Raw genomic sequence first — 22,655 nt, forward strand, 5'->3', positions numbered from 1 at the left:
GATCGGCAAATGAGGAGGCTAACGAACGATGAAAGAAAAATGGAAAACATTGCTGTTATCATCGATCATTATTTGTTTATGTATCGCATTACTTCGCTATCCGCAACATTCATTTGAAGCGGCGGTGCGTGGATTGCATATGTGGTGGGATGTCGTCTTCCCATCTCTTCTTCCTTTTTTTATTGTATCAGAAATTTTGATCGGCTTTGGCGTCGTTCATTTTCTCGGCGTATTGCTTGAGCCGTTCATGCGTCCGCTATTTAAAGTGCCGGGCATCGGCGGATTTGTTTGGGCGATGGGTATGGCTTCGGGATACCCTGCCGGTGCAAAACTGACTGCTCGCCTAAGACAGCAACAACAACTTTCCGCCATCGAGGCGGAGCGGCTCGTTTCGTTCACAAACTCATCTAACCCGCTTTTTATTTTCGGGGCGATTTCCGTCGGTTTTTTTCATAATCCGAACATCGGCATCATTCTTGCTTTGTCTCATTATCTCGGCAACATTTGCGTCGGGCTGATGATGCGCTTTTACGGAAAAGACGAAAGCAACGCGGTTCAAAAACAAACAAAAAGCCTTTTGCGCCAGGCGTTTCGCGCCATGCATGAAACACGCTTAAAACATAGCCAAGCCATCGGAAAGCTGCTTGGAGATGCGGTTCGTTCCTCCATTCAAACGCTTTTAATGATCGGTGGATTTATTATTTTATTTTCTGTTTTGAATAAGCTACTTTATATTACAAACATAACGAAATGGCTAGCCGACATCGTACAATACGCCTTGGCATTCTTTCACTTACCTAGCGAATTAAGCGTTCCGTTCATCGCCGGGTTGTTTGAAATTACGCTCGGCAGCCAAATGGCAAGCGAAGCAACAAACGCAACGCTATTACAAAAAGTCATCGTCACAAGCTTCATCCTTGCTTTTGGCGGTTTTTCCGTCCAAGCTCAAGTCGCAAGCATTTTAGCGGAAGCACATATTCGCTTTCAACCGTTTTTTATCGCTCGTATATTTCACGGTTTTTTCGCTGCTTTTTTCGCATTCATTCTTTGGAAACCGCTGTATGTTCAGCCGCTTGAGTCGGCAGAAACGTTGCCTGTTTGGCTTCCGGAAGCGACGATCCGTTGGCCGATATTGTACATACATTGGATCGAGCAATATGGCTTTTTTGTGACGGCAATCGCATGTTTCCTATATGTCTTTTCGGCTTTCCGACGCGAAAAACCACCTGTTTAAAGGTGGTTTTCTGCATGAGCAAACTTTTTTCGGAGCGCTTCTTCGACAACTTTTGGCACAAGTTCGGAAATGTTGCCGTTATATTTCGCGACTTCTTTCACGATGCTTGAGCTTAAAAAGGAGTATTGGTTGTTTGTCATCATAAAAAACGTTTCAATTTGCTCATTTAATATGCGATTCATAGACGTAATTTGCATTTCGTATTCAAAATCGGAAACAGCACGCAAGCCACGCAAAATGGCGCTTGCGTGTTTACTTTTCGCATAATCAACAAGCAAACCTTGATAACTGTCAACGAAGACGTTATGTAAATCTTTTGTCACTTCTTCTAGCAGCTGCACTCGCTCTTCTGCTGAAAACAACGGTTTTTTTGATGAATTGTTTAACACGACAACATATACTTTGTCAAACACTTTCGCTCCGCGGCGAATAATATCTAAATGTCCATATGTGACAGGATCAAAGCTTCCTGGGCATACCGCAATACTTGCCATCTCTATTCTCCTTCCTCGTCTACGTAAGCGTAAATCGATACAGCCGTAATGCCATACGTTTCGTGTTTCACTTTTGTTAAACGACCGATGTGAATGGGAAGCTCGACTTCCGCATCATGCTCTGCAACAAGAAAGCCGTCTCGTTGTAAAAGCTGATGCGCATCAACGATCGCGATAAGCGCTTCCAACTGTTTATTTTTATAAGGCGGATCAAGAAAAATTAAACGAAAGGTCAACCCTCTTTTTATAATTGCCTTTAACGCGCGTTCGGCATCGTTGCGATAAATTTCCGCTTGATCGGTCAAACGACAGGCAGCAACGTTTTTTTTCATCGTTTGCACCGCTTTTGCGTCATGATCGACGAAAATAACGCGATCTAATCCGCGACTTAACGCTTCGATGCCAAGTCCACCGCTTCCGCCAAATAAATCAAGCCCAAGCCCGCCGGAAAAATACGGACCGATCATATTAAACATCGCTTCTTTCACTTTATCTGTCGTTGGACGTGTCGTCATCCCTGGTACAGCTTGTAACAGCTTTCCTTTACACTTCCCTGATATGACTCTCATCGTATTTCACCTCGCTTTTATGATCATAGCATAACCGACGAAATGGACAATCATTGTAAGGAAAAAAATGATGAGGATGTATACAATGCGAAACAATGGTCATACTGGTAGTAACAACATCGTTAATGATGTTGTTGCCAACCACGGAGAAGACTTACGTTCCCCATAAGTTCTTCCTCCGGTTTCTCCTCTCCCTTTTTTCCTTCTCTTTTTCGGCTTGTCCGAGAAAGAATGGAAGGGACCCTGCGGCATATGCCACAGGGCATTTTTTTTTGCCTTACTGACCAACCACGTGTATTTCTTCAGCCGTTTCGCTAATGTGGACGGAAAACCATTTCGGAAATTCCGTCCGTTCAATGTATAGCGTCCCATTCCATTCCCGAATGACTGCATTTGTGCTGTTTGTAAAAAATCTCCAACGAGCATTCCCTTTTTCAATAAATACCGCTTCTCCCGAACGTTGAACAGTATAGCCGAGCGTGCGCATAATCGGAATAAACGGAAACAGTTGTTGATCGTCTTTTAATAAAACGTGAGCGTTTGGCAATTTCACGTCATCGACGACGAGCATTTTTCGCTCTGTAAACGTCATGTATGGTTCCTCGTTTTGAAAAAATGTCGTGTTTCCTTCGTACACTTCGCCTAGCCATTCGTCTAATTTTTTCAACGTCAACGGCTGACCGTCATTTTTAGTGACTAGCGTCCAAAACGTTTGTTGTTGCTCTTTCGTTAACGTTTGTTGCAATTGCTGAAAAACAAGTTTCGCTCTTTTTGTCATCGGCTCCGTTTTCGTCATATATGAAACGAGCAAGTCCCATATCCAATCGGGAACAGTGCTATTTGGAAACCGATGCTGTAACTGCACGCGAACGTAAGCGCGCTGTGTGTCAGAAACGGAAGCTGTATCCGAGATAATGACGAACGTCGGCGTCATATATTGCAGACGCGATGAAGTAACAATTAACGTTTGCACATCGCTTTCTTTCCAAAACGATAACGCTGTTTCGTGAAGCGGTTTTGTCGCGTATATGACTAAATCACCGTTAAACGTTGGCTGCAACGGTTGCGATTGAAAATAAAGCGGAACGGTTTGTCCGCCTTTTTTCTCCCACATGAAAAAAGAAAAAGACGGTTTATAGACGTAACCAACGAGCTTTCCGTCTGCTGCCCATACCCCTTTCGGATGAACAACATCGGTGAGCGATACGTTCGTTTGTTGCGGCTGTGTCGTATGAAAATAAACGAGCCATTGTTGAATGAAAAGCGGTTCTTTTGGAACAATCGACACGCGATAAGTGAGCGAAAGTGTATTTGTTTTCGATGCGTCGACGATCGTTTTCCCATTTTTTTGTTCGACGCACGTTTTTTTCTTCGCACAAGAAATGTTTGTCACTTCTTTTGGCACCGTCACTTCATATGTGTCAGCAACCGCACCGCGTATATGATGAACGACTTCGATCGTTTTTCCAGTAAATGTTGCTTCAACATCATGTTGCAACACTGATTGTTTCGTCGCTTCCGTATGATATTCGTCCCATTGGTAATATAAAGCTCCTGCGCTAACGCCAAGGAAAAGGAGCATTGAAATAAAAGCTACTTTCCACATACGATGGCTCCTCATTCAGCAGTTTATATTATAACAATAGCAAAATTCCGATGCATTGTCATACACCGTTTTCACTAATTGTCGAAAAAAGTTGAACGTGTTAAAGTAAATGAGGGAATACAACATAAAGTGAGGGAATGGTGATGATTCAACGTTTCATTGAATTAGGGGAAGGATATTCTGACATTTATGAGTTAATTGAAATTGCGAAATCAAACCGTCATCGTTTATCGGGTTTGTTTGCTTTTCATACGATGAAAGACGGCAAGGCGCTCACGTCGTTCGTCGTCGTGCTTCATCCGACAGATCCTGGCGACTTTCAACCGCTATACATTTGCCGTGAAGGCATTCCACACCCTTCTGTGAAAGTGACAAAACGATATGAGTTGTTCCTCGATTTAGCGAAGGAACTGAATCAAGAAATCATTCATTTGGACGTCAAACCGTCTAACTTTTTTGCGGACTTACAATTGTACTATCAGCATTTAATCGGCATTATGCGCATGAATCGATTTATTCCGCCACTACAGTAAGAAAAGCGAAAAGGATGTCAGCGATTGACATCCTTTTTTTATATGCCGTATTCGTATTCTCTCTCTTTGTCTGCTTTTGATTCGAATTCCACTTTCACATACGGGCGATATGAAGGTTCGACGCGTTTAACAAACGGAAGCGAAGCGAGTTTTCGCATCGTCTCTTCTGCTTCGTCCATATTGCAATATAAAACGGCGTATTTTAACCGTTTCGATACGTAATGAACGTTTCCGTATTTCCGCAACTGTTTACTATGTTTTAACGAATACAGCCAAACGATAATGCCTTGACGCATTGGAAACATAAAAATCCCATCCCCTTTTTTCACTTCGTCCGACAGCCACACGCACCGCCAGATCCGCATCCTCCACCGCAAGATAAAGAATCGAAATACGGATTTCCTGTCGGCACTTTAATGTTTTCAGATACGGCGCGACCGATCATCGTGCTAATTTCATCTAACAGCGACTGCATGTCTTTTTCTGCTTGTTTAAACGCGGCAATCGGACCGTGTAAATCCAGTTCGCGTTTTGCCTCACGCACTTGCTTTGTGACTTCTTTGTAGTCTGGATGATATTTGCCAAAACGCTGCACCTCTTCGTACCGTTCTTTTAGCTGAACGAACCGGCGAATAAGTTGCTGCGCTTTTTCATCTTGTTGCATATGATAAAAACAGCGACGGTATTCCTCCGCCACGTCTGATTCGACAATCATTTTGCCAAGCTCTTCAGCAAAGTCTAACAACTGTAATCGTTCGACCGTTGCTACAATCACGAGCAACACCTCCACAACGGTATCATAACATGATTTCGCCAACAAAACAAATAAGTCTGGTTGCCCCAGACTTATGAAATCGTCACCGTAAATTCATGTGAGATGTTATATTTACTTGCATCGTTATGGACAAGTTCCAACCGAATCGCATGTTTTCCAACGGGCAACCCCCGAATGACAAAAGCCGCCGTTGTCGTTTCGCCCACTCGTTTCCCGTTCACGTAAATATATATGCGTCCTTGTCCGTCTTTTTTCGGATGCGTTCCTTTTGTAAACGTAAACTGATCGACAATACATTCGACAAATACGTTATTTCCTTTGACGAGATGTTTCACAAATAACGTTTGTTTTTGCTCAGCAAAAACGATTGTGCTGTCATGATGAACATACGTAGAAAACAAAAGCGCAATACATAAAAAAAAGAAGCGCAACACTTTCACCATCCTTTCATAGTGATAGTGTTTGCGTTTCTCGCTTAATTATGAGTGTTCTTCATCAGTTTCATCATCGCCATCATCATGTTTGCCATTTCGATCGTTTGAACGACTTGTTCGACTTTATGCGGCAACGTTTGTTTATAATAGTGACGCATTTGTTTTTCCATCTCTTTTATATCCAGCGGGCGTCTTGCTAGCCGGCGATACCATATCGGTTGCTCGCGTAAAAATTGATGAAGCTTTGGCTTCGCTACAATGTATTCGTATACGTCTTTTCTCATCGCCTATCTCCTTAATCTTTTCGAAACGAAAACGGATCTTTTTTCGTCTGTTGCATTTGGCGGACGACTTCTTGGATGGATGCGATCGCTTGTTGAACGTTTGTAATGTACGTTTGAAGTTCATTAACATCAAGGTGTTTGACGTAACTGGCTAGCTTTTGCATCAAATCCCCTTGATCTTGTTTGACATCGCTTGAGCGATATTCGTCCCACATGTCATCGTCTTCGCCAAACACGTACCAATCGTTATATAACTCTTTCCACGTCTTTTTCCCTTGGCGCACCTCTTCAATCAGTTTCGGATGGTTTTTCACAAACTGTTTAAATTGTTCGATGGACATATCGGTCGCTCCTTCCTTGTTTGTTTGCCTATCATATATTACGACCGAACAGCCAATGCGTGCGCCTATTTTGGCTCAGAAAAAGGACGAATAAAGTTTTGCGTATAATGACGTTTATATACACCAACGCCTAAATGCGTCAACTCAGCATTTAACAACGTCTGCCGATGACTACGGCTGTTAAGCCACGCTTCGACAACCGCCGGTCCATCGACATATTCCGAGGCGATATTTTCTCCCGCTAATTCAAAACGAACGTTTGCTTTCGTCAACCGCTGTTGTAAATCTCCGTTCGTTGGCGATTCGTGCGCAAAAAAATGATTTTCTGCCATATCTTTACTATGTCCGTACGCCACTTCCGCCACGCGCTCATCCCATTTAAGCGGTGGAACACCGTGACGAATGCGCATGACGTTTGTAATCTCAAAAATTTGTTGTGCATTTGCTTGCTCGACTTGTTTTTCGAGCGTTTCATCCATTTCTACGCTCGGTAACGGACCGCGATATTCCAGTTCATATGGACGAAGCTTCACTAACGTTTCTCCGTCGACCCAGCGAACGCTTGATAATTTACCGGTAAAACGATCAATATACAATTGCACGTAAGCATTATCAAACGAAAGAAGCGGTTGAATGAGTAAATCTTCTTCTGTCAATTGAAAGCGATATACTCCATCGTCCAGTTGCACATGAATTGTATCGTGAAGCGGCATCGTTTGTAATAGTTCGTTAATCGAGCGATCGAACTGAAACGGAGCAACGTTGACTTCCGGTCCACATGCATAAATTGTGACAACCCGTCCGTCAACAATACCGATTTGCATATACGTTTTCGGGTCGTTATATACCCACCATACGTAACCGTAAGCGGACGGATCGATACGTGCTGGTTGTCCGAATGTTTGTTTCACTTCTTCTTCTGTTTTTCCAATCCATGTACCAAGCCCTTGTACAACAGTTTTCTCGCTCGTTTGTTCACTCATGATCGATGTATCGTTTAAAGGGGCTTGTTCATCTGTTGGGAAAAAAGAAAAAATAAAAATAAAGATCGTAATTAGAGCAATGATCCAACGCATTCATCATTCTCCCTTAGCTATTGTATGTACTTTCATTATATACAGCTTATCTACATTGCAACACTAAAAAATAAAGGCTATGCAAAAAACATAGCCTTCGTGCTTAGTGATATTGTGAGATTTCAGATAACGCTTCCCCTGCTTGTTCGTCGCTTGCTTCATGAATCGCTAAGTCGCCAAGCGACATCATGCCAACTAACGTCTCGCCTTCGACAACAGGCAAACGACGAATTTGATGTTTTGCCATCAACCGAGCCGCTTCCTCTACGGACGCGTTTGGTGAAATCGTCACGAGCTGTTCGCTCATCACTTCTGTCACCGCTGTTGAACCTGGTTTCTTTTCTGCGATACCGCGTATGACTAAGTCGCGGTCCGTCACAATGCCGACAAGTCGATTCCCATCTACAATCGGAATAGCACCGACGTTATAATCGCGCATTTTTACCGCTGCTTCGTACATATTATCTAGCGGTGTACAACATTCGACTTCTGTTGTCATCATTTCTTTTACTTTTGGCATGTGCATCTCTCCTTTCACACATTAGTTTCACCGAAATCGGAACAATTATAAAGCTCGTCATTGAAAGTTATGCGCTTTCGTACTATTATTAATGGAGGAATGTTTTATTTTACATAAGGGGGACTTAAACGATGCGCTTCGAAAATACAGGTATTGAAAATCAAACAGCGCCATTAACACGTTTAGATGACTTAATGGAAAGCCTCGGCTTCGTACGTGCCGGTCAATGGGATTACGAACGTGTCACATATGACCGCAAATTTGAAATTAAAAATGACGTCTTTTATTTACGTGTGCAAGGTTATGCGATTGAAGGAGACGTTGGTGGTCGCCATGCGGTCATTAAACTGATGAAGCCGTTGCTTGGCAAGCATTATTATCCACATGGTGTCGAATATGGTGAGGGAGAGAACTTCCCTTCATCATTAGTAAACCAATGTGAAGCTCTTTTAGCAAAAGTGAAAGAAGGTCTTGCAACTATAAACGCATGAGCGCGCTCATGCGTTTTTTCCGTCAACGAGACGACGGACGTACAGGTGAACAGAAACAACCTCTTTTCCTGTCATGTCGTATATGTCATCGATCACTTGTTTTTGAATATGTTCACATAAGGTGAGCATATTGCCATGCACCTTGACAGAAATGGTCATGGAAATCGTCAATCGGTTTTGTCGTTCATACACGTTCACTTCTTCTAATATGACATCATCAAATAGTTGTACACTCATCGCAGCAATCGTTATAATAGGTCTATGCATATACATCCTCCATAAGATTTATGAAATGAAAGCAGGTGTCGTTTCGTTGTTTGAGAAAATTCCAAAGCGATCCGTATACATGGTCCTTATTTTACTTGCGATCGTCTTATTGACATACTGGGTCGCTCCAATTGCTGTTCCGATTTTATTTGCGTTTATTACAGCTATTTTTTTAGAGCCTGCCGTCAAAGTAGCACAACAACGGCTTGGGTTCAAACGGCAGTCCGCCACGCTTCTTGTATTTAGCTTATTTACGTTATTTATGTTTTTGAGCGGCTATTTTATTATTACAAAAATTGTGACGGAAGCGTTTCATTTTTTTAGACATTCACCACTATACTTAAATGAAATGATCGCAGGTTGGAACGAGCTTGTTGCACGCTGGTACAAGCAGACGGAAAAATTGCCGCCGTTCGTTGTAGCGGAACTGAGCCAACAAGTCGATTTATTTTTAACAAAGTTAAAGACGCAACTAACGGCTTCGCTCAGCTTTCATAAAGTGAGTGCGCTCGTGGCGAATGTTCCAACGTTTTTAATTAACTTTCTCGTGTATTTAATTACTTTATTTTTATTTATGCATGACTTACCGAAAATACGCAAAGCGATTTTTTCGCATTTAACAGAGGAAACGAAAGAAAAAGTGCATTTTATGTTGTCGCGGCTATCGTATGTCGTATTCGGTTTTTGGAAAGCGCAATTTCTCGTGAGTTTAATTATTTTTGCCGTTTCATTAGTCGGATTGTTGTTGATTACACCGAAAGTTGCGTTATTTACTGCCTTTATTATTTGGGTGATCGACTTTATTCCAATTATCGGCTCGATCATTATTATGGCACCTTGGGCGATTTTCCACTTTGTTACAGGCGATACAGTACTAGCAACTAAACTATCGATTCTCGGCGTCATTTTGCTTATTTTACGTCGAACCATTGAGCCAAAAGTGATGGGGGCGCATATCGGTTTATCGCCACTCGCAACGCTTATTTCCATGTATTTAGGTGTGAAAATGATGGGGGCACTCGGGCTTATTTTATTCCCGCTTTTACTCATCGCCCTAAAATCAGCGAAAGAAGCAGGCATCATTAAATTTAACTTTAAATTGTAAAAGAGGGTGAACTGTCACCCTCTTTTTAAAATCCTAAAATCGCTTTAATGACCGATGTCGTTTCACCGCCGCGGTAAAATACGTATAACAACAAATACACAACAACGCCTGTTGTCGCGGTGAAAAACCAAACAACGCTTGTGATTGGACCGAGCTTTTTATGGCGTACCCAATTTTTTTTCACCGCGGAAAGCAACGTGACAATGCCGAACACCGCACCGGCAGTCGCTAAAAAAATGTGGAAAAACAAAAAGAGTGTGTAGTAAATTTTCAAATGATCCGGTCCACCAAAGCTTGTATTTCCAATGAAAATCGTACGTGATAAATAAATGATGAAAAATGCTAGTGCAAAAGCTGCGGCAAGCCACATCGTTTTTTCATGCTTTTCCACTTGCTTTTGGCGAATAAAATACCAGCCAACTGCTACAAGAATAGCGCTTATGACGATAAAGCTTGTACTAATGGTAGGCAAAATTGGTAACGAACCCATAGTGTCCCCTCTCTAACCTATGATTTTGTCGATTGAATCGCCATATTTTCTTCGTCTCTTTCTTTTCGATACCATTCAATAAAGACATAGAACAGCATGACGCCATACACGATTTCTTGAATAACTTTCATTAATACGCCACCAAGCTGTTGGTCGTGTAACAGAGACATCGAGCTGAACATTTCAGGTCCGCTTAATTCGAGCGACGCTAACGTACTTTGTGGCACACAAAGCGCCAAAGCGTTCATCCAAGCAGCTGGATCGTAATATGTGGCATACAACGGTGTATCGGCGAAAATAATAAGCGCACAAGCAGGTGTAAGCAATACACCATCAGCGAAAATATAACCAACTTTTTTCACACCCGATAATCTCGGAAAACCATGAACGTCGTTCACAAGTGGCCACCACATCATCATCGCCGCAATAAAAATAGCTGTCGTCATGAGCGCGTGAAGCCACATATTTGTTTTCACAACATCGAAAATAAGCGGCACGTGATATAGCGAAAAAATGCCATTAAACAAAAATAACGCAATTAACGGTTTTGTGAAAAACGTAAACATTGAACGGACGATGCGCATGCGAAATAACGCTTCAAACATCCACGACGGAATGCCTTTAATAAGTAGCGGCGGCACCATTAAATAAAGAACAGCCATTTGCGTCATATGCGCACTAAACATTAAATGACCTAACAAATCGACAGGAGAACCTTTACAAATATAAAGCAAAACAATCGCAGTCACAAACAACGTTTTTTGTTTCGTCGTCGTTTGTTCTTTTGAGCGATTGACAAGCCAAAAATAAACGATCGTCACAGCGACTAAAAAAATAAAAAAGTATGGACTCCACATCGCTTCAAAACCAAATATACTTAACGGCATCATACTCACCTCGCTTTTTTTCCAACTTTATTATACTACAAACGTAACAAACGTGAAAAGAAAAGAAGCTAGCAAACGCTAGCTTCTTCTTAAATCCAGACGATTGTTAAAAACGCCCAAATCGTAATAAACGCCACGGCTACCCCGCCGTACAAGAAAAGCGCTGGAAGTTCATGCCCTTTATGGCTCATATGCATGAAGTAATATAGCTGGAAAATGACTTGCACGACCGCTAACAATAAAATGAACGGTACAGAAAACCAAGCGGAAAATCCTTCATATCCAACCGCAAAAAAGGCGATAAGCGTTAAAAAGATCATTAACGTAAACGAAATGATTTGATGTTTCATTTCTTCCGCATTTTTTTTGCGGCGATATTGTACATCTACTTTTGGGTTTTGTACATGTGTATGATTTGCCATACAATCACCCCACCATTCCCATTAAGTATACGACCGTGAAAATGAACACCCAAACGACGTCGATAAAGTGCCAATATAAGCTGGCAACGTAAAACTTCGGTGCATTATATAAGTTTAACCCGCGTTTCGCATTGCGAATCATTAACGTTAAAATCCAAAGTAAACCAAATGCGACGTGGGCACCGTGCGTACCAACAAGCGTATAAAACGCTGAAGAAAAGGCGCTTGTTGAAAACTTAAATCCTTCATGTACGTATTCTGTAAACTCGTAAATTTCAAGCGCTAAGAAGCCGGCGCCAAGCAATACGGTAATGCCGAGCCAAAGCTGCATTTTTTTAAAGTCAAAGTTGCGCATATGATGCATCGCATATACGCTCGTTAAACTGCTCGTTAAAAGCAACATCGTCGCTAAAAAGACGATCGGCATTTGGAACAATTCTTTTGCAGACGGACCGCCTGCGACAGAATCTTTTAATGCTAAATATGTGGCGAAGAGAGAGGCGAACAATACCGTCTCTCCACCGAGGAAAAACCAAAAACCTAAAAACTTATTTTTCCCTTCAAGGGTCGCTTTTTCAGGCTCTGCCGGGAACGTCTCCGGCGTTAATTTTTCTTCCACATGCATTATGCCCCAGCCCCCTTCTTCTCTGCTTCCATTACTTCTTCTTTAGGAATATGGAAGCCGTGGTCATCAATAATTGAACGGAAGAACATGGCAACTAGCGTGATCAGTAACCCGATAATACCAACAGGTAATCCCCAACCGTAGTCGTTATGGAATAAGAAGCCTAACGCTGAAATGAATAGACCTAACGACATAACGAACGGCAAAATTGTAGGGTTTGGCATATGAATATCGCCAAGCGGTTCTGCTGGTGTTAAGCCTTTTTTGCCTTCCATTTTTTCAATCCAATATGCGTCTAAACCACGCACAAGCGGCGTTTGCGCAAAGTTGTACTCTGGCGCTGGCGAAGATACTGCCCATTCCAACGTACGGCCATCTTCCCATGGATCGTTGCCAACGCGTTTTCCTTTTACTGTTGTGATGACAACATTTGCTAATAACACGATTGTACCTGCTGCCATGAAAAACGCACCGATTGTACTAATTAAGTTCCCTGTTTCAAATCCTTGACCAGGTAAGAATGTGAATACGCGACGAGGCATTCCCATTAAGCCAAGGAAATGTTGAATGAAGAATGTTAAATGGAAACCAGTGAAGAACAACCAGAATGTCACTTTTCCTAATTTTTCATCTAACATTTTACCGAACATTTTTGGCCACCAGTAGTGAGCACCTGCAAGTAGTGCGAATACAACCCCACCGACGATAACGTAGTGGAAGTGCGCAACGACGAAATAGCTATCGTGATATTGATAGTCTGCCGCAGCTGCTGCGTTCATAACCCCTGTAACCCCACCGATAACGAACGATGGAATGAACGCGACGGCATACATCATTGGTGTTGTGAAGCGAATGCTTCCGCCCCATATCGTAAACAACCAGTTGAAAATTTTAATTCCTGTAGGAACGGCAATCGCCATCGTTGCTACTGCAAAGATCGCGTTAGCAATTGGCCCCATACCGACCGTAAACATATGGTGCGCCCACACCATGAATCCTAAAAATCCGATCAACACCGTTGCAAACACCATCGATGAATAACCGAACAAACGTTTACGTGAAAACGTCGCAAAAATTTCAGAGAAAATACCGAACGCTGGCAATACGAGAATGTATACTTCTGGGTGACCGAAAATCCAGAACAAGTGCTCCCAAATGATCGTATTTCCACCAAGCGCTGGATCAAAGAAGTTTCCACCGAACAAACGGTCCATCATCATGAAAATTAAACCGACTGTTAATGGTGGGAACGCGAATAAAATAAGCGCAGATGTGACAAACGTCGCCCATGTAAACATCGGCATGCGCATATATGTCATTCCCGGTGCGCGCATGTTGATGATTGTCACAAGGAAGTTAATTCCACCGATTAACGTTCCGAGACCGGAAATTTGTAAACCTAATACGTAAAAGTCGATCCCGTGTGTTGGTGATGCAAGCGATAATGATGCATACGATGTCCAACCAGCATCAGGTGCGCCACCTAAAAACCATGATAAGTTTAAAAACACACCACCGAAGAAAAATAACCAAAATCCAAGCGCGTTTAAAAACGGGAACGCAACGTCACGCGCACCGATTTGAATCGGTACAACGGCGTTCATCATCGCAAACACGAGCGGCATCGCCGCAAGGAAAATCATCGTCGTTCCGTGCATCGTTAACACTTCATTGTAAAACCCCGCACTAATGAAGTCGTTGTTTGGCACGGCGAGCTGAATGCGAATAATCATCGCTTCTAAACCGCCAAGCAAGAAGAAGAATCCGCCGGCGATTAAGTACAAAATCGCAATCTTTTTATGGTCTACTGTCGTTAAGTAGTCCCAAATGACTGCGCCGACACCTTTTTTCCGAGCTAACGTACTCACAGTTTAACCTCCCTTTATCGATAATCCCCTTACTCAACAGATAATGTCATTAAGTACTTTGTTAATGCTTCTAACTCTTCATCAGATAATGCTGGATAAGTATCTGTCATTTTATTGCCTCGCTTAATTTTCTCTGGATCTTTTAACCAAGCTTTTAAGTTTTCTTCGTTATGTTCTAAAATACCCGCAATGCGAGAACGATCTGCAAAGTTGCCTAAGTTTGGCGCAAGGCGAGCTTGCTCTGGACGACCATCAACCGGTGTCACCGCATGACAGCCAATACAGCTTTTGTTGAAAATTTCTTCCCCTTGCTTCACAACTGGATCTGTTGAAGCAACAGGTTTCGCATTTTTCATTTTTTCTACCCATTGATCAAACTCCGCACGAGGAAGCGCTTTTACTTTAAAGTCCATCAATGCGTGGGACGGGCCACAAAGCTCCGCACATTTTCCGTAAAATAGACGTCCTGCCTCTTCGGCACGTTTGTCATCAAATGTGAGGAAAAATTGGTTTGTGTTATCTGTATTTGTGTCCATTTTTCCTCCGACCGCAGGAATCCAGAACGAGTGTTTAACGTCAGACGCTTTTAAGTTGAAATACACACGTTCATCTGTTGGAACGACTAAATCTTGGCTTGTAATAATGCCGTAATCTGGATACTCAAACTCCCACCAGTACAAGTTCGCACGAACGTTGACGACAACGACGTCGCGTTCTTTTTTGTTCATCGGTTTTACATCCGCAAGCTCAAACGTGTATAAAACCGTTGGAACAGCTAAAATGATTAGCAAAATAATCGGAATAACTGTCCAAATAATTTCAAGCGTATGGCTTCCTTCCACTTGCTTTGGAATTTTGTTTTCCTCCCCTTTACGACGACGGAAGCGAGTCACAACGTAAAGGAAAATGATTGTTACAACCGCAATGACGATGACCATGATGGCCGTGCTGAGCAGCATAAGCTTGTACTGCATGTCAGCTACTTCTCCTGCTGGTTGAAGCGTCGATAAAAACGGCTTACCGCAACCAGCTAGCAAAAGCGCCATGGCGGATACAAGAGAAACCAAGCGCCAATTTCGTAGCCACTTTTTCATAGCCTAATCAAACCCCTCTTTCGATTATGAAATAAAGTGAAATATATACATTCTTTCTTTACAAAAAGAAAGAATTGTAAACCTCTTTAATCAATTGTTACGATCACCATTGTGACAAACAAAATCGTTAAATAGTTGAGCGAATAAATAAACATCCATTTCGCCCATTTCATATCGTCTTTCATTTTAAAACCAGCTAGTCCGAGCGCTAGCCAACCGACGTTCAACAACGTGGCAATCACCAAAAACGGAACGCCTAATGAAAATAAGTAAAATGGAAGTGGTAAAAGCGCTACAATCCAAATGATGATTTGCCGCTTCGTCATCGCAAATCCGTGAACGACAGGAAGCATCGGAATGCCTGCTGCGCGATACTCTTCACATCGCTTCATCGCCAGCGCTAAAAAGTGCGGCGGTTGCCATAAAAACATAAGCAAAAATAAAATGACAGGAACGATATGGAAAGAGTCATCGACCGCCGTCCAACCGATCACAGGCGGGACAGCACCTGAAATACTTCCGATGACGGTATTGAACGTATTGCTTCGCTTAGACCACATCGTATATAAAAAGACGTACGTCACAACGCCAATGAGTCCGATCACTGCGGCGGTGACAGTTGTCATAAGCAAGCTTAACGTGCCGATAGCAATGAGAAACACGCCAAACCAGAGCACGCGCTTTGGTTCCATGCTTCCGCTTACCGTCGGACGATTTTTCGTCCGCTCCATTAAGTGATCGATGTCGCGATCAATAAAGTTATTTAATGCGCACGAACCTGCAATGACAAGGGCAGATCCAATAAGCGCAAAAAACACGATATGCAAATTGCTTAAAAACCCTTTTCCGGTAAAATGAAGGGCTAACCAAAGTCCCGTAAATGTCGTAATTAAATTGGAATTGACGATGCCAATTTTAACGACTGCCAACACATCTTTTAAAACACCTGTTTGTATTTTTGTCGGTTTGACATCTTCGACTACATCCGCCATCTGCCGCCACTCCTCTCTTATGCCTTTGAAGGCGTTTCCAATCTATACACGATAACGATATGTCGTCTCTGTATATTAAAGCACATTTCTTCGTCAAATTGTGAACTTTTTTTGTCTTAATTGTGTCGAATTTGTGTCAAAATGAGATTGTTACGATGAAAACGTTGAAAAATAACTGCATTTATATTTCTAGCAAACTCCGCACAAATATTCAACCACATTTGCAACGATTGCTATATTGTAAAATAATAAAACTTTGCGCTTTTCGACATTTTCCGCTAATATGAGGTTAGAATTTCTTCACACGTATTTCACATTTATTATACAGTTTTTACTAGATATTTGCTATATAAAATTTTATGTTAAGGAAGTGGATACATTGCAACGGCTTTTGAAATGGTTTGCAGTAGCGACAACAATCGGCATGCTTTTCGTTTTAATTGGCGGCGCACTCGTCACAAAAACAGGCTCAGGCATGGGGTGCGGTCGTTCGTGGCCGCTTTGTCACGGACAACTCATCCCATCTAACATTACGGCTGAGCTTTTAATTGAATTAAGCCACCGTGTTGTCTCTGGCGTCGTTGGGTTGATGGTACTTATTTTATCCATTTGGGCTTGGAAAGCGATCGGTCATATTCGTGAAACGAAATTTTTAGCGATCGTTTCGTTCGTGTTTCTCGTCTTGCAAGGACTCATCGGCGCTGCCGCGGTCGTATGGGGCCAATCGGACGTTGTGCTTGCGCTTCATTTTGGCATTTCGCTCATTTCATTTGCGGCCGTCTTTTTATTGACGTTGTTTATTTTTGAAGTCGATAAAAAATTTGATGCCGCGTCCGTCGTGCTTGATCGTACGATGAAATTTCATATTTACGGCATTATTGCGTATTGCTATATCGTCGTATATACAGGCGCGCTCGTTCGTCATAAGCAGGCGAGCTTAGCTTGTCCAAGCTGGCCGTTTTGCGCACAAACAAGGTTCTTCCCAACCCAATTACATGAATGGGTGCAAATGGGTCACCGCTTCGCCGCGGGATTATTATTTATTTGGATTTTCATAGCGACGATATATGCGATGAAACGATATAAACAACAGCCAATTATGTATTGGGGCTGGCTGATTGCGTTCGTTCTTGTCAGCTGCCAAGTCGCAACAGGGGCGCTCGTCGTCTTTACAGAGTTGAACTTATACATCGCCTTAGCACATGCGTTTTTTATTTCCTGTTTGTTCGGTGTGTTAAGTTACTTTGTGCTACTGGCAACGCGCAGTCAAAAACAAGAAGATGCGCCGCAACGATCGAACGTCATTCCGTCTGCCGTATTAAAATAAAAGAACGAGGGATCCCTCGTTCTTTTATTTTTCGGCTAATTCAATTAATAAATCTCCCGTTTGAATCGCGTCGCCACCTTGGACGTAAATGTCTTTTACAACACCTGAAAACGGTGCTTGAACGGTCGTTTCCATTTTCATCGCTTCCGTAATCATTAAATGGTCGCCTTTTTTCACTTTTTCCCCTTTTTCAACGAGCACTTTTACAACCGTCCCTGGCATCGTTGCAGCAATATGGTTCGGATTGTTACGATCCGCTTTTACACGCGAAACGACAGTTGTCTTAATGCTGTCGTCTTTAATGACGATTTCGCGCGGCTGGCCGTTTAGTTCGAAGTAAACGACTCTCGTTCCGTCCGCCTGTGGTTGACCGATGGCAACAAGCTTGACGATTAACGTTTTTCCTTTTTCAATTTCAACTTCAATTTCTTCGCCAAGGCGCATGCCGTATAAAAACGTCGGTGTATCTAAAACAGATACGTCGCCAAACTGTTCAACGGTGTGGGCGTATTCGACAAACACTTTCGGATAAAGCGCATACGCTAACACGTCGTAGTCTGTCACTTCGCGTTGAACGATATGATATAACTCTTCGCGCAACTTCTCAAAATCGACCGGCTCTAACAGCTCGCCCGGACGAACGGTAATCGGTTTACGCCCTTTTAAAATGATGCGCTGCAACGTTTCTGGGAATCCGCCGTGCGGCTGGCCAAGATAGCCTTCAAACAGTTCAACAACCGAATCAGGAAAATCAAGCGTCTCCCCGCGTTCGTAAATGTCTTGTTCGGTTAAATTGTTTTGCACCATATATAGCGCCATATCACCGACAACTTTCGATGATGGCGTCACTTTGACAATGTCGCCAAACATGTCGTTGACGCGGCGATACATTTCTTTTACTTCGTCCCAGCGGTCACCTAAACCGACAGCTTTCGCTTGTTGTTGAAGGTTGCTATATTGTCCGCCCGGCATTTCGTGCATATATACTTCCGTATGCGGTGCGTTCATGCCACTTTCAAAGTCAGCATAATATTTGCGCACATCTTCCCAATAGCGCGACAGTTTTTCAAGCGATGCGATATCAACTTCCGGGGCACGTTCCGTTCCTTCTAGCGCATAATAAAGCGTGTTGGCGCTCGGCTGTGACGTTAAACCGGCCATCGCACTTACCGCTACGTCAACAATATCGACTCCCGCTTCGATCGCTTTGGCGTATGTGTAAATGCCGTTTCCGCTCGTATCGTGCGTATGCAAATGAATCGGAATGTCGACGACTTCTTTCAAAGCAGAAATAAACGTATAGGCAGCTTGCGGCTTTAATAGCCCTGCCATATCTTTAATGGCTAAAATGTGAGCGCCAGCTTGTTCAAGCTCTTTCGCTAAGTTTTTATAGTAGTCGAGGTTGTATTTTGTACGAGCTGGGTCAAAAATATCACCCGTATAGCAAATAGCTGCTTCAGCAACTTTTCCTGTTTGACGCACCGCATCAATCGCAACCGTCATTCCTTTCACCCAGTTTAAGCTGTCGAAAATGCGGAACACGTCAATGCCTGCTTCGGCTGATTTCGCAACAAACTCGCGAATGACGTTATCTGGATAGTTTTTATACCCAACGGCATTGGAAGCGCGAAGCAACATTTGAAACAGGACATTCGGAATTTTTTCACGCAATTGAATGAGGCGCTCCCACGGATCTTCTTTTAAAAAACGATATGCGACATCAAACGTCGCCCCGCCCCACATTTCCATCGAAAATAGTTGCGGCCATAAGCGTGCGGTCGGCTCCGCAATGCGCAACAAGTCGTTTGTGCGCACGCGCGTCGCTAAAAGCGATTGATGGGCATCACGAAACGTCGTATCTGTCAACAGCACTCGGTTTTGCTCTTTAATCCATTGAACGAGTCCGTCGGCTCCCTGTTCATCTAAAATGTGTTTCGTCCCTTTTGGCATCGGTTCGATATAGTTTACTTTTGGAATGCGTGGTGGATCAAATACCGGCTTTTTCTTTTTTCCGATGCCCGGAAATCCGTTTACAGTTACTGTTCCGATGTACGATAACAATTTCGTACCACGGTCTTTTCGTTTTGGGAAAATAAACAGCTCTGGCGTCGTATCAATAAACGATGTATCATATTCCCCTGTTAAAAACTTCGGATGTTGCACGACGTTTTCTAAAAACGGGATGTTCGTTTTAATGCCGCGAATACGAAACTCACGCAAGTTGCGCAACATTTTTGCCGCCGCTTGTTCAAACGTGAGCGCCCACGTCGTCACTTTCACTAATAGCGAATCGTAATATGGCGTAATGATCGCCCCTTGAAAGCTATTTCCTGCATCTAAACGGACGCCGAAGCCGCCGCCGGAACGATAAGCCATAATTCTTCCTGTATCTGGCATAAAGTTATTTAACGGATCTTCCGTTGTCACGCGCGATTGAATCGCATAGCCGTGAACAAAAATGTGCTCTTGCTTTGGAATACCAACTTTTTCGCTATGTAACGCATGCCCTTCCGCAATTAAAATTTGCGACTGAACGATATCGATACCAGTAATCATTTCGGTAATCGTATGTTCAACTTGAATGCGTGGGTTGACTTCAATAAAGTAAAATTCATCGCCAGAAACGAGAAATTCGACCGTTCCTGCGTTCACGTATTGCACGTTTTTCATAAGTTTGACTGCCGCTTCACAAATTTCTTCGCGAAGCTCCTTCGAGAGCGACACGCTTGGCGCTACTTCAACGACTTTTTGATGGCGACGCTGCACCGAACAATCTCGATCGTATAAGTGAACGATATTGCCGTATGCATCACCTAAAATTTGTACTTCAATATGTTTTGGACGTTCGATTAATTTTTCGACATATACTTCATCGCTACCAAATGCCGCTTTCGCCTCTGATTTGGCGCGCTCGTACGCTTCCTTCACTTCCGCTTGCGAACGAACGATGCGCATGCCGCGACCGCCGCCGCCTAACGCAGCTTTAATGATCATCGGATAACCGTATGTCTCACCAAAGCGCAACACGTCCTCCAAGCTTTGCACAGGGCCATCGCTTCCCGGAATGACCGGAATGCCCGCTTGTTTCGCTTGGTGGCGCGCTTTTACTTTATCGCCGAACATATCTAAATGTTGTTGGCGCGGTCCGATAAAAATGATGCCTTCTTCTTCACATCGTTTCGCAAATTCGATGTTTTCCGATAAAAAGCCGTATCCCGGATGAATTGCATCAACATCATGCATTTTAGCAATTTCGATGATCCCTTCGATGTCTAAATAAGCTTCAATCGGCTTTTTTCCTTCTCCAACTAAATACGCTTCATCCGCTTTATAACGATGGTACGATCCAGCATCTTCGCGCGAGTAAATGGCAACAGTGCGAATGCCGAGCTCGTTGCACGCACGAAACACGCGAATCGCAATTTCACCGCGGTTTGCAACAAGTACTTTTTGAATACGCCTCATGTGCAATCCTCCCCCTATCGTTCATAATAAAAACTATAACGAATTTTCTGTATTTGTAAATAGGATTACGAAAAAGAAACGTGATTTTTTTGAATATTGTTTTGTTTTTCTGTTTTATATTTTTCGTAGTTTGCGACAGCGGAAATGTTGGCAAGCACTCCCACAGACATCATAAGTAAAACGAGCGAAGAACCGCCGTAGCTGACAAACGGAAGCGGCACCCCTGTAAGCGGGATAATACCTGTCACCCCACCGAGATTGATGGACGCTTGAATGCCGATCATTGCGGAAATACCGATAGCTAATAAACTGCCGAACGCATCTGGACATCTCCTTGCAATGACAAAGCCGCGCAATACGATAAACGATAGTAAAATAAGGACGAATGAAACGCCGAATAAACCAAGCTCCTCTGCGATGACTGCCATAATAAAGTCGGTATGCGCTTCTGGCAAATAGCCGTATTTTTGAATGCCTTGTCCAAGACCGAGACCTTTTAGTCCCCCGTTTGCGATTGCGAAATATGAGTTAATGAGTTGATATCCTTCTTTTTGTGCGTATGCAAACGGATCTAAAAAGCTGTACAGCCGCGCCTTGCGCACTTCAGTAAAAACTTTGTCATATATGAACGGAAGGGATAAGAGAAAAACAATCCCGAATAATACGCCTTGTTTAATTAATAGCCATTTGCTTGTTGCTGATGAAAGTATGATTGTTAAACAAATCGCAACGATAACGAGCATTGTTCCAGCGTCTGGTTGAAGAAAAATAAGCAAGCAAATAAACAGCATATAATAAATGGGAAAGAGCGCTTCTTGCGGTGATGCAATCAATTTTTTTTGTTTGTTTGCAAGCACCCCGCTTAAATATACAATTAAGCCAATTTTCGCAAACTCTGCGGGCTGAACGTTAACCGGACCTAGTTTAATCCAACTTGTCGCATTGTTTGCTGTATGTCCAAACAAAAGGACGTAAATGAGCGGCAAAGGCATAACAAAAAAAACGAATTGCAAAAACTTTTTGCGCGCATAATGTTTATACGGAACAAATGCAGTGAATAAAAACATGCATGCCCCGATCATCCACGCCCATTTTTGTTTTTGGAAAAAATAATCACTCGCCGTATGAAAGCGGACGACTGCAGTAATCATGCTCGCGCTATATACCATGACGAGCCCGAACAACGATAATAACATGACAGCGATGATTAACGGATAATCATGATATTTCAGAAACGTTTTCAAGCGCATCTGCTCCATCTTCCTTTTCTCTTTCTTACTTGCATTGTACTACAAAACAGAAAAAACCCAAACGAAATTCGTTTGAGTTTTTGTCATTTTCTCTTCTTTTTCGTGCACGCTTCATGCAATGCCGAAAGCTCCCGCTCAAGTCGGTCTAAAATGGCCTTCCCGTCTTTTTCATCGACAAGCCCTAAGCGAACCGCAAAGTCAATTTCACGGGATAGCCCGAACATTTGCGTATCTAGCACTTCTTCATATAGCGGACATTGCGGCATCGTTAAATGATCCATTTGCACTTGAATGAGCTTCACAATTTTCTCCGCATCCGCTTGCAATAACGAATAGGCTCTTTCTCGAAAGTTTATCGCCACTTCAGGCGTCACGTTGACCCCTCCGTTCCGTACGTTCCTGTCTTTTCATCTTATCGTGAATACGAGAAAAATGCAAGCATCGCGTCTAGACCGTTTGAGTCAAGACTTTGTGGGAGATTTTTTTCTCGACCGATTTTTTTGGTT

General features: G+C 42.9%; 26 protein-coding genes. 5 read left to right on the forward strand and 21 right to left on the reverse strand.

Going from position 1 to position 22,655, the window contains the following annotated elements:
- The first annotated feature begins 28 nt into the window (after positions 1-28).
- Positions 29-1,234, forward strand: a complete 1,206-nt coding sequence (ylbJ, locus tag NSQ23_RS09790; RefSeq protein ID WP_004891240.1) for a sporulation integral membrane protein YlbJ — start codon at positions 29-31, stop codon at positions 1,232-1,234.
- On the opposite strand, the gene coaD is transcribed toward ylbJ, so the two are convergent.
- From coaD to NSQ23_RS09805, 3 genes are all read right to left on the reverse strand, one after another.
- A complete protein-coding gene (coaD, locus tag NSQ23_RS09795; RefSeq protein WP_004891242.1) occupies positions 1,231-1,728 on the reverse strand; it encodes a pantetheine-phosphate adenylyltransferase in 498 nt (165 codons plus the stop codon). The two genes, ylbJ and coaD, sit on opposite strands and share 4 nt — an antisense overlap.
- 2 nt (positions 1,729-1,730) lie before the next feature.
- Positions 1,731-2,297: a 16S rRNA (guanine(966)-N(2))-methyltransferase RsmD gene (gene rsmD / locus NSQ23_RS09800; protein WP_339170501.1), complete on the reverse strand. Its 567-nt coding sequence runs from the start codon at positions 2,295-2,297 to the stop codon at positions 1,731-1,733.
- 277 nt (positions 2,298-2,574) lie between these two features.
- Entirely contained in the window at positions 2,575-3,903 is a 1,329-nt protein-coding gene (locus NSQ23_RS09805; RefSeq protein ID WP_339170503.1) for a hypothetical protein, read from the reverse strand.
- 143 nt (positions 3,904-4,046) lie between these two features.
- Between NSQ23_RS09805 and NSQ23_RS09810 the strand changes: the two genes are divergently transcribed.
- A complete protein-coding gene (locus NSQ23_RS09810; RefSeq protein WP_004891245.1) occupies positions 4,047-4,436 on the forward strand; it encodes a hypothetical protein in 390 nt (129 codons plus the stop codon).
- Between the two features lie 38 nt (positions 4,437-4,474).
- Here the strand turns inward: NSQ23_RS09810 and NSQ23_RS09815 are convergent, their stop codons facing one another.
- From NSQ23_RS09815 to NSQ23_RS09845, 7 genes are all read right to left on the reverse strand, one after another.
- Entirely contained in the window at positions 4,475-4,741 is a 267-nt protein-coding gene (locus NSQ23_RS09815) for a YlbG family protein (protein WP_004891246.1), read from the reverse strand.
- 20 nt (positions 4,742-4,761) lie between these two features.
- Positions 4,762-5,211 carry a YlbF family regulator gene (locus NSQ23_RS09820; protein ID WP_339170506.1) on the reverse strand — a complete coding sequence of 150 codons (450 nt, stop codon included), beginning with the start codon at positions 5,209-5,211 and terminating at the stop codon, positions 4,762-4,764.
- Between the two features lie 71 nt (positions 5,212-5,282).
- Positions 5,283-5,654 carry a hypothetical protein gene (locus NSQ23_RS09825; protein ID WP_237811988.1) on the reverse strand — a complete coding sequence of 124 codons (372 nt, stop codon included), beginning with the start codon at positions 5,652-5,654 and terminating at the stop codon, positions 5,283-5,285.
- 32 nt (positions 5,655-5,686) lie between these two features.
- Complete coding sequence (locus tag NSQ23_RS09830) at positions 5,687-5,929, reverse strand: YlbE-like family protein (RefSeq protein WP_339170510.1); 243 nt, start codon at positions 5,927-5,929, stop codon at positions 5,687-5,689.
- 11 nt (positions 5,930-5,940) lie between these two features.
- On the reverse strand, positions 5,941-6,270 hold the full coding sequence (locus NSQ23_RS09835; RefSeq protein ID WP_077429511.1) for a YlbD family protein: 330 nt from the start codon (positions 6,268-6,270) through the stop codon (positions 5,941-5,943).
- Positions 6,271-6,335: 65 nt separating this feature from the next.
- Positions 6,336-7,346 (reverse strand): CAP domain-containing protein, encoded by a 1,011-nt coding sequence (locus NSQ23_RS09840; RefSeq protein WP_339170513.1) that lies wholly within the window; start codon positions 7,344-7,346, stop codon positions 6,336-6,338.
- A gap of 103 nt (positions 7,347-7,449) precedes the next feature.
- A complete protein-coding gene (locus tag NSQ23_RS09845; protein ID WP_339170514.1) occupies positions 7,450-7,866 on the reverse strand; it encodes a CBS domain-containing protein in 417 nt (138 codons plus the stop codon).
- A gap of 131 nt (positions 7,867-7,997) precedes the next feature.
- Here NSQ23_RS09845 and NSQ23_RS09850 point away from each other — a divergent pair, with 131 nt between their 5' ends.
- Positions 7,998-8,357, forward strand: a complete 360-nt coding sequence (locus NSQ23_RS09850; protein WP_339170516.1) for a YugN family protein — start codon at positions 7,998-8,000, stop codon at positions 8,355-8,357.
- A gap of 6 nt (positions 8,358-8,363) precedes the next feature.
- On the opposite strand, the gene NSQ23_RS09855 is transcribed toward NSQ23_RS09850, so the two are convergent.
- Entirely contained in the window at positions 8,364-8,624 is a 261-nt protein-coding gene (locus tag NSQ23_RS09855; protein WP_339170519.1) for a hypothetical protein, read from the reverse strand.
- Between the two features lie 25 nt (positions 8,625-8,649).
- Here NSQ23_RS09855 and ytvI point away from each other — a divergent pair, with 25 nt between their 5' ends.
- Complete coding sequence (gene ytvI / locus NSQ23_RS09860; RefSeq protein ID WP_339170522.1) at positions 8,650-9,729, forward strand: sporulation integral membrane protein YtvI; 1,080 nt, start codon at positions 8,650-8,652, stop codon at positions 9,727-9,729.
- 25 nt (positions 9,730-9,754) lie between these two features.
- Here the strand turns inward: ytvI and NSQ23_RS09865 are convergent, their stop codons facing one another.
- From NSQ23_RS09865 to cyoE, 7 genes are all read right to left on the reverse strand, one after another.
- The gene (locus NSQ23_RS09865) at positions 9,755-10,219 is read right to left on the reverse strand and encodes a DUF420 domain-containing protein (RefSeq protein ID WP_129000070.1); all 465 of its coding nucleotides are present in this window, start codon (positions 10,217-10,219) and stop codon (positions 9,755-9,757) included.
- Positions 10,220-10,236: 17 nt separating this feature from the next.
- The gene (gene ctaG, locus NSQ23_RS09870) at positions 10,237-11,109 is read right to left on the reverse strand and encodes a cytochrome c oxidase assembly factor CtaG (RefSeq protein ID WP_339174373.1); all 873 of its coding nucleotides are present in this window, start codon (positions 11,107-11,109) and stop codon (positions 10,237-10,239) included.
- 86 nt (positions 11,110-11,195) lie between these two features.
- Complete coding sequence (gene ctaF / locus NSQ23_RS09875; protein WP_077429519.1) at positions 11,196-11,528, reverse strand: cytochrome c oxidase subunit IVB; 333 nt, start codon at positions 11,526-11,528, stop codon at positions 11,196-11,198.
- Positions 11,529-11,532: 4 nt separating this feature from the next.
- The gene (ctaE, locus tag NSQ23_RS09880) at positions 11,533-12,153 is read right to left on the reverse strand and encodes a cytochrome c oxidase subunit III (protein ID WP_004891267.1); all 621 of its coding nucleotides are present in this window, start codon (positions 12,151-12,153) and stop codon (positions 11,533-11,535) included.
- Positions 12,153-14,021 (reverse strand): cytochrome c oxidase subunit I, encoded by a 1,869-nt coding sequence (gene ctaD / locus NSQ23_RS09885; RefSeq protein WP_339170525.1) that lies wholly within the window; start codon positions 14,019-14,021, stop codon positions 12,153-12,155. Before ctaD ends, ctaE begins: the two co-directional genes overlap by 1 nt.
- Positions 14,022-14,050: 29 nt before the next feature.
- Positions 14,051-15,115 carry a cytochrome c oxidase subunit II gene (gene coxB / locus NSQ23_RS09890; RefSeq protein ID WP_339170527.1) on the reverse strand — a complete coding sequence of 355 codons (1,065 nt, stop codon included), beginning with the start codon at positions 15,113-15,115 and terminating at the stop codon, positions 14,051-14,053.
- Positions 15,116-15,201: 86 nt separating this feature from the next.
- On the reverse strand, positions 15,202-16,107 hold the full coding sequence (gene cyoE, locus NSQ23_RS09895; RefSeq protein WP_064220835.1) for a heme o synthase: 906 nt from the start codon (positions 16,105-16,107) through the stop codon (positions 15,202-15,204).
- A gap of 379 nt (positions 16,108-16,486) precedes the next feature.
- On the opposite strand from cyoE, the gene NSQ23_RS09900 reads away from it, so the two are divergent.
- Complete coding sequence (locus tag NSQ23_RS09900; RefSeq protein ID WP_004891272.1) at positions 16,487-17,434, forward strand: heme A synthase; 948 nt, start codon at positions 16,487-16,489, stop codon at positions 17,432-17,434.
- A gap of 24 nt (positions 17,435-17,458) precedes the next feature.
- Here NSQ23_RS09900 and pyc read toward each other — a convergent pair whose 3' ends face one another.
- From pyc to NSQ23_RS09915, 3 genes are all read right to left on the reverse strand, one after another.
- On the reverse strand, positions 17,459-20,899 hold the full coding sequence (pyc, locus tag NSQ23_RS09905) for a pyruvate carboxylase (protein WP_339170530.1): 3,441 nt from the start codon (positions 20,897-20,899) through the stop codon (positions 17,459-17,461).
- 65 nt (positions 20,900-20,964) lie between these two features.
- Positions 20,965-22,158, reverse strand: coding sequence for an FtsW/RodA/SpoVE family cell cycle protein (locus tag NSQ23_RS09910; RefSeq protein ID WP_339170532.1), 1,194 nt, complete (start codon positions 22,156-22,158; stop codon positions 20,965-20,967).
- A 74-nt stretch (positions 22,159-22,232) separates the two neighbouring features.
- A complete protein-coding gene (locus NSQ23_RS09915; protein ID WP_088223375.1) occupies positions 22,233-22,523 on the reverse strand; it encodes a YlaN family protein in 291 nt (96 codons plus the stop codon).
- Positions 22,524-22,655 lie beyond the last annotated feature (132 nt).

Origin of the sequence: Anoxybacillus sp. FSL W8-1294 (assembly GCF_037965005.1) — a bacterium.
Lineage (GTDB): Bacteria > Bacillota > Bacilli > Bacillales > Anoxybacillaceae > Anoxybacillus > Anoxybacillus flavithermus_G.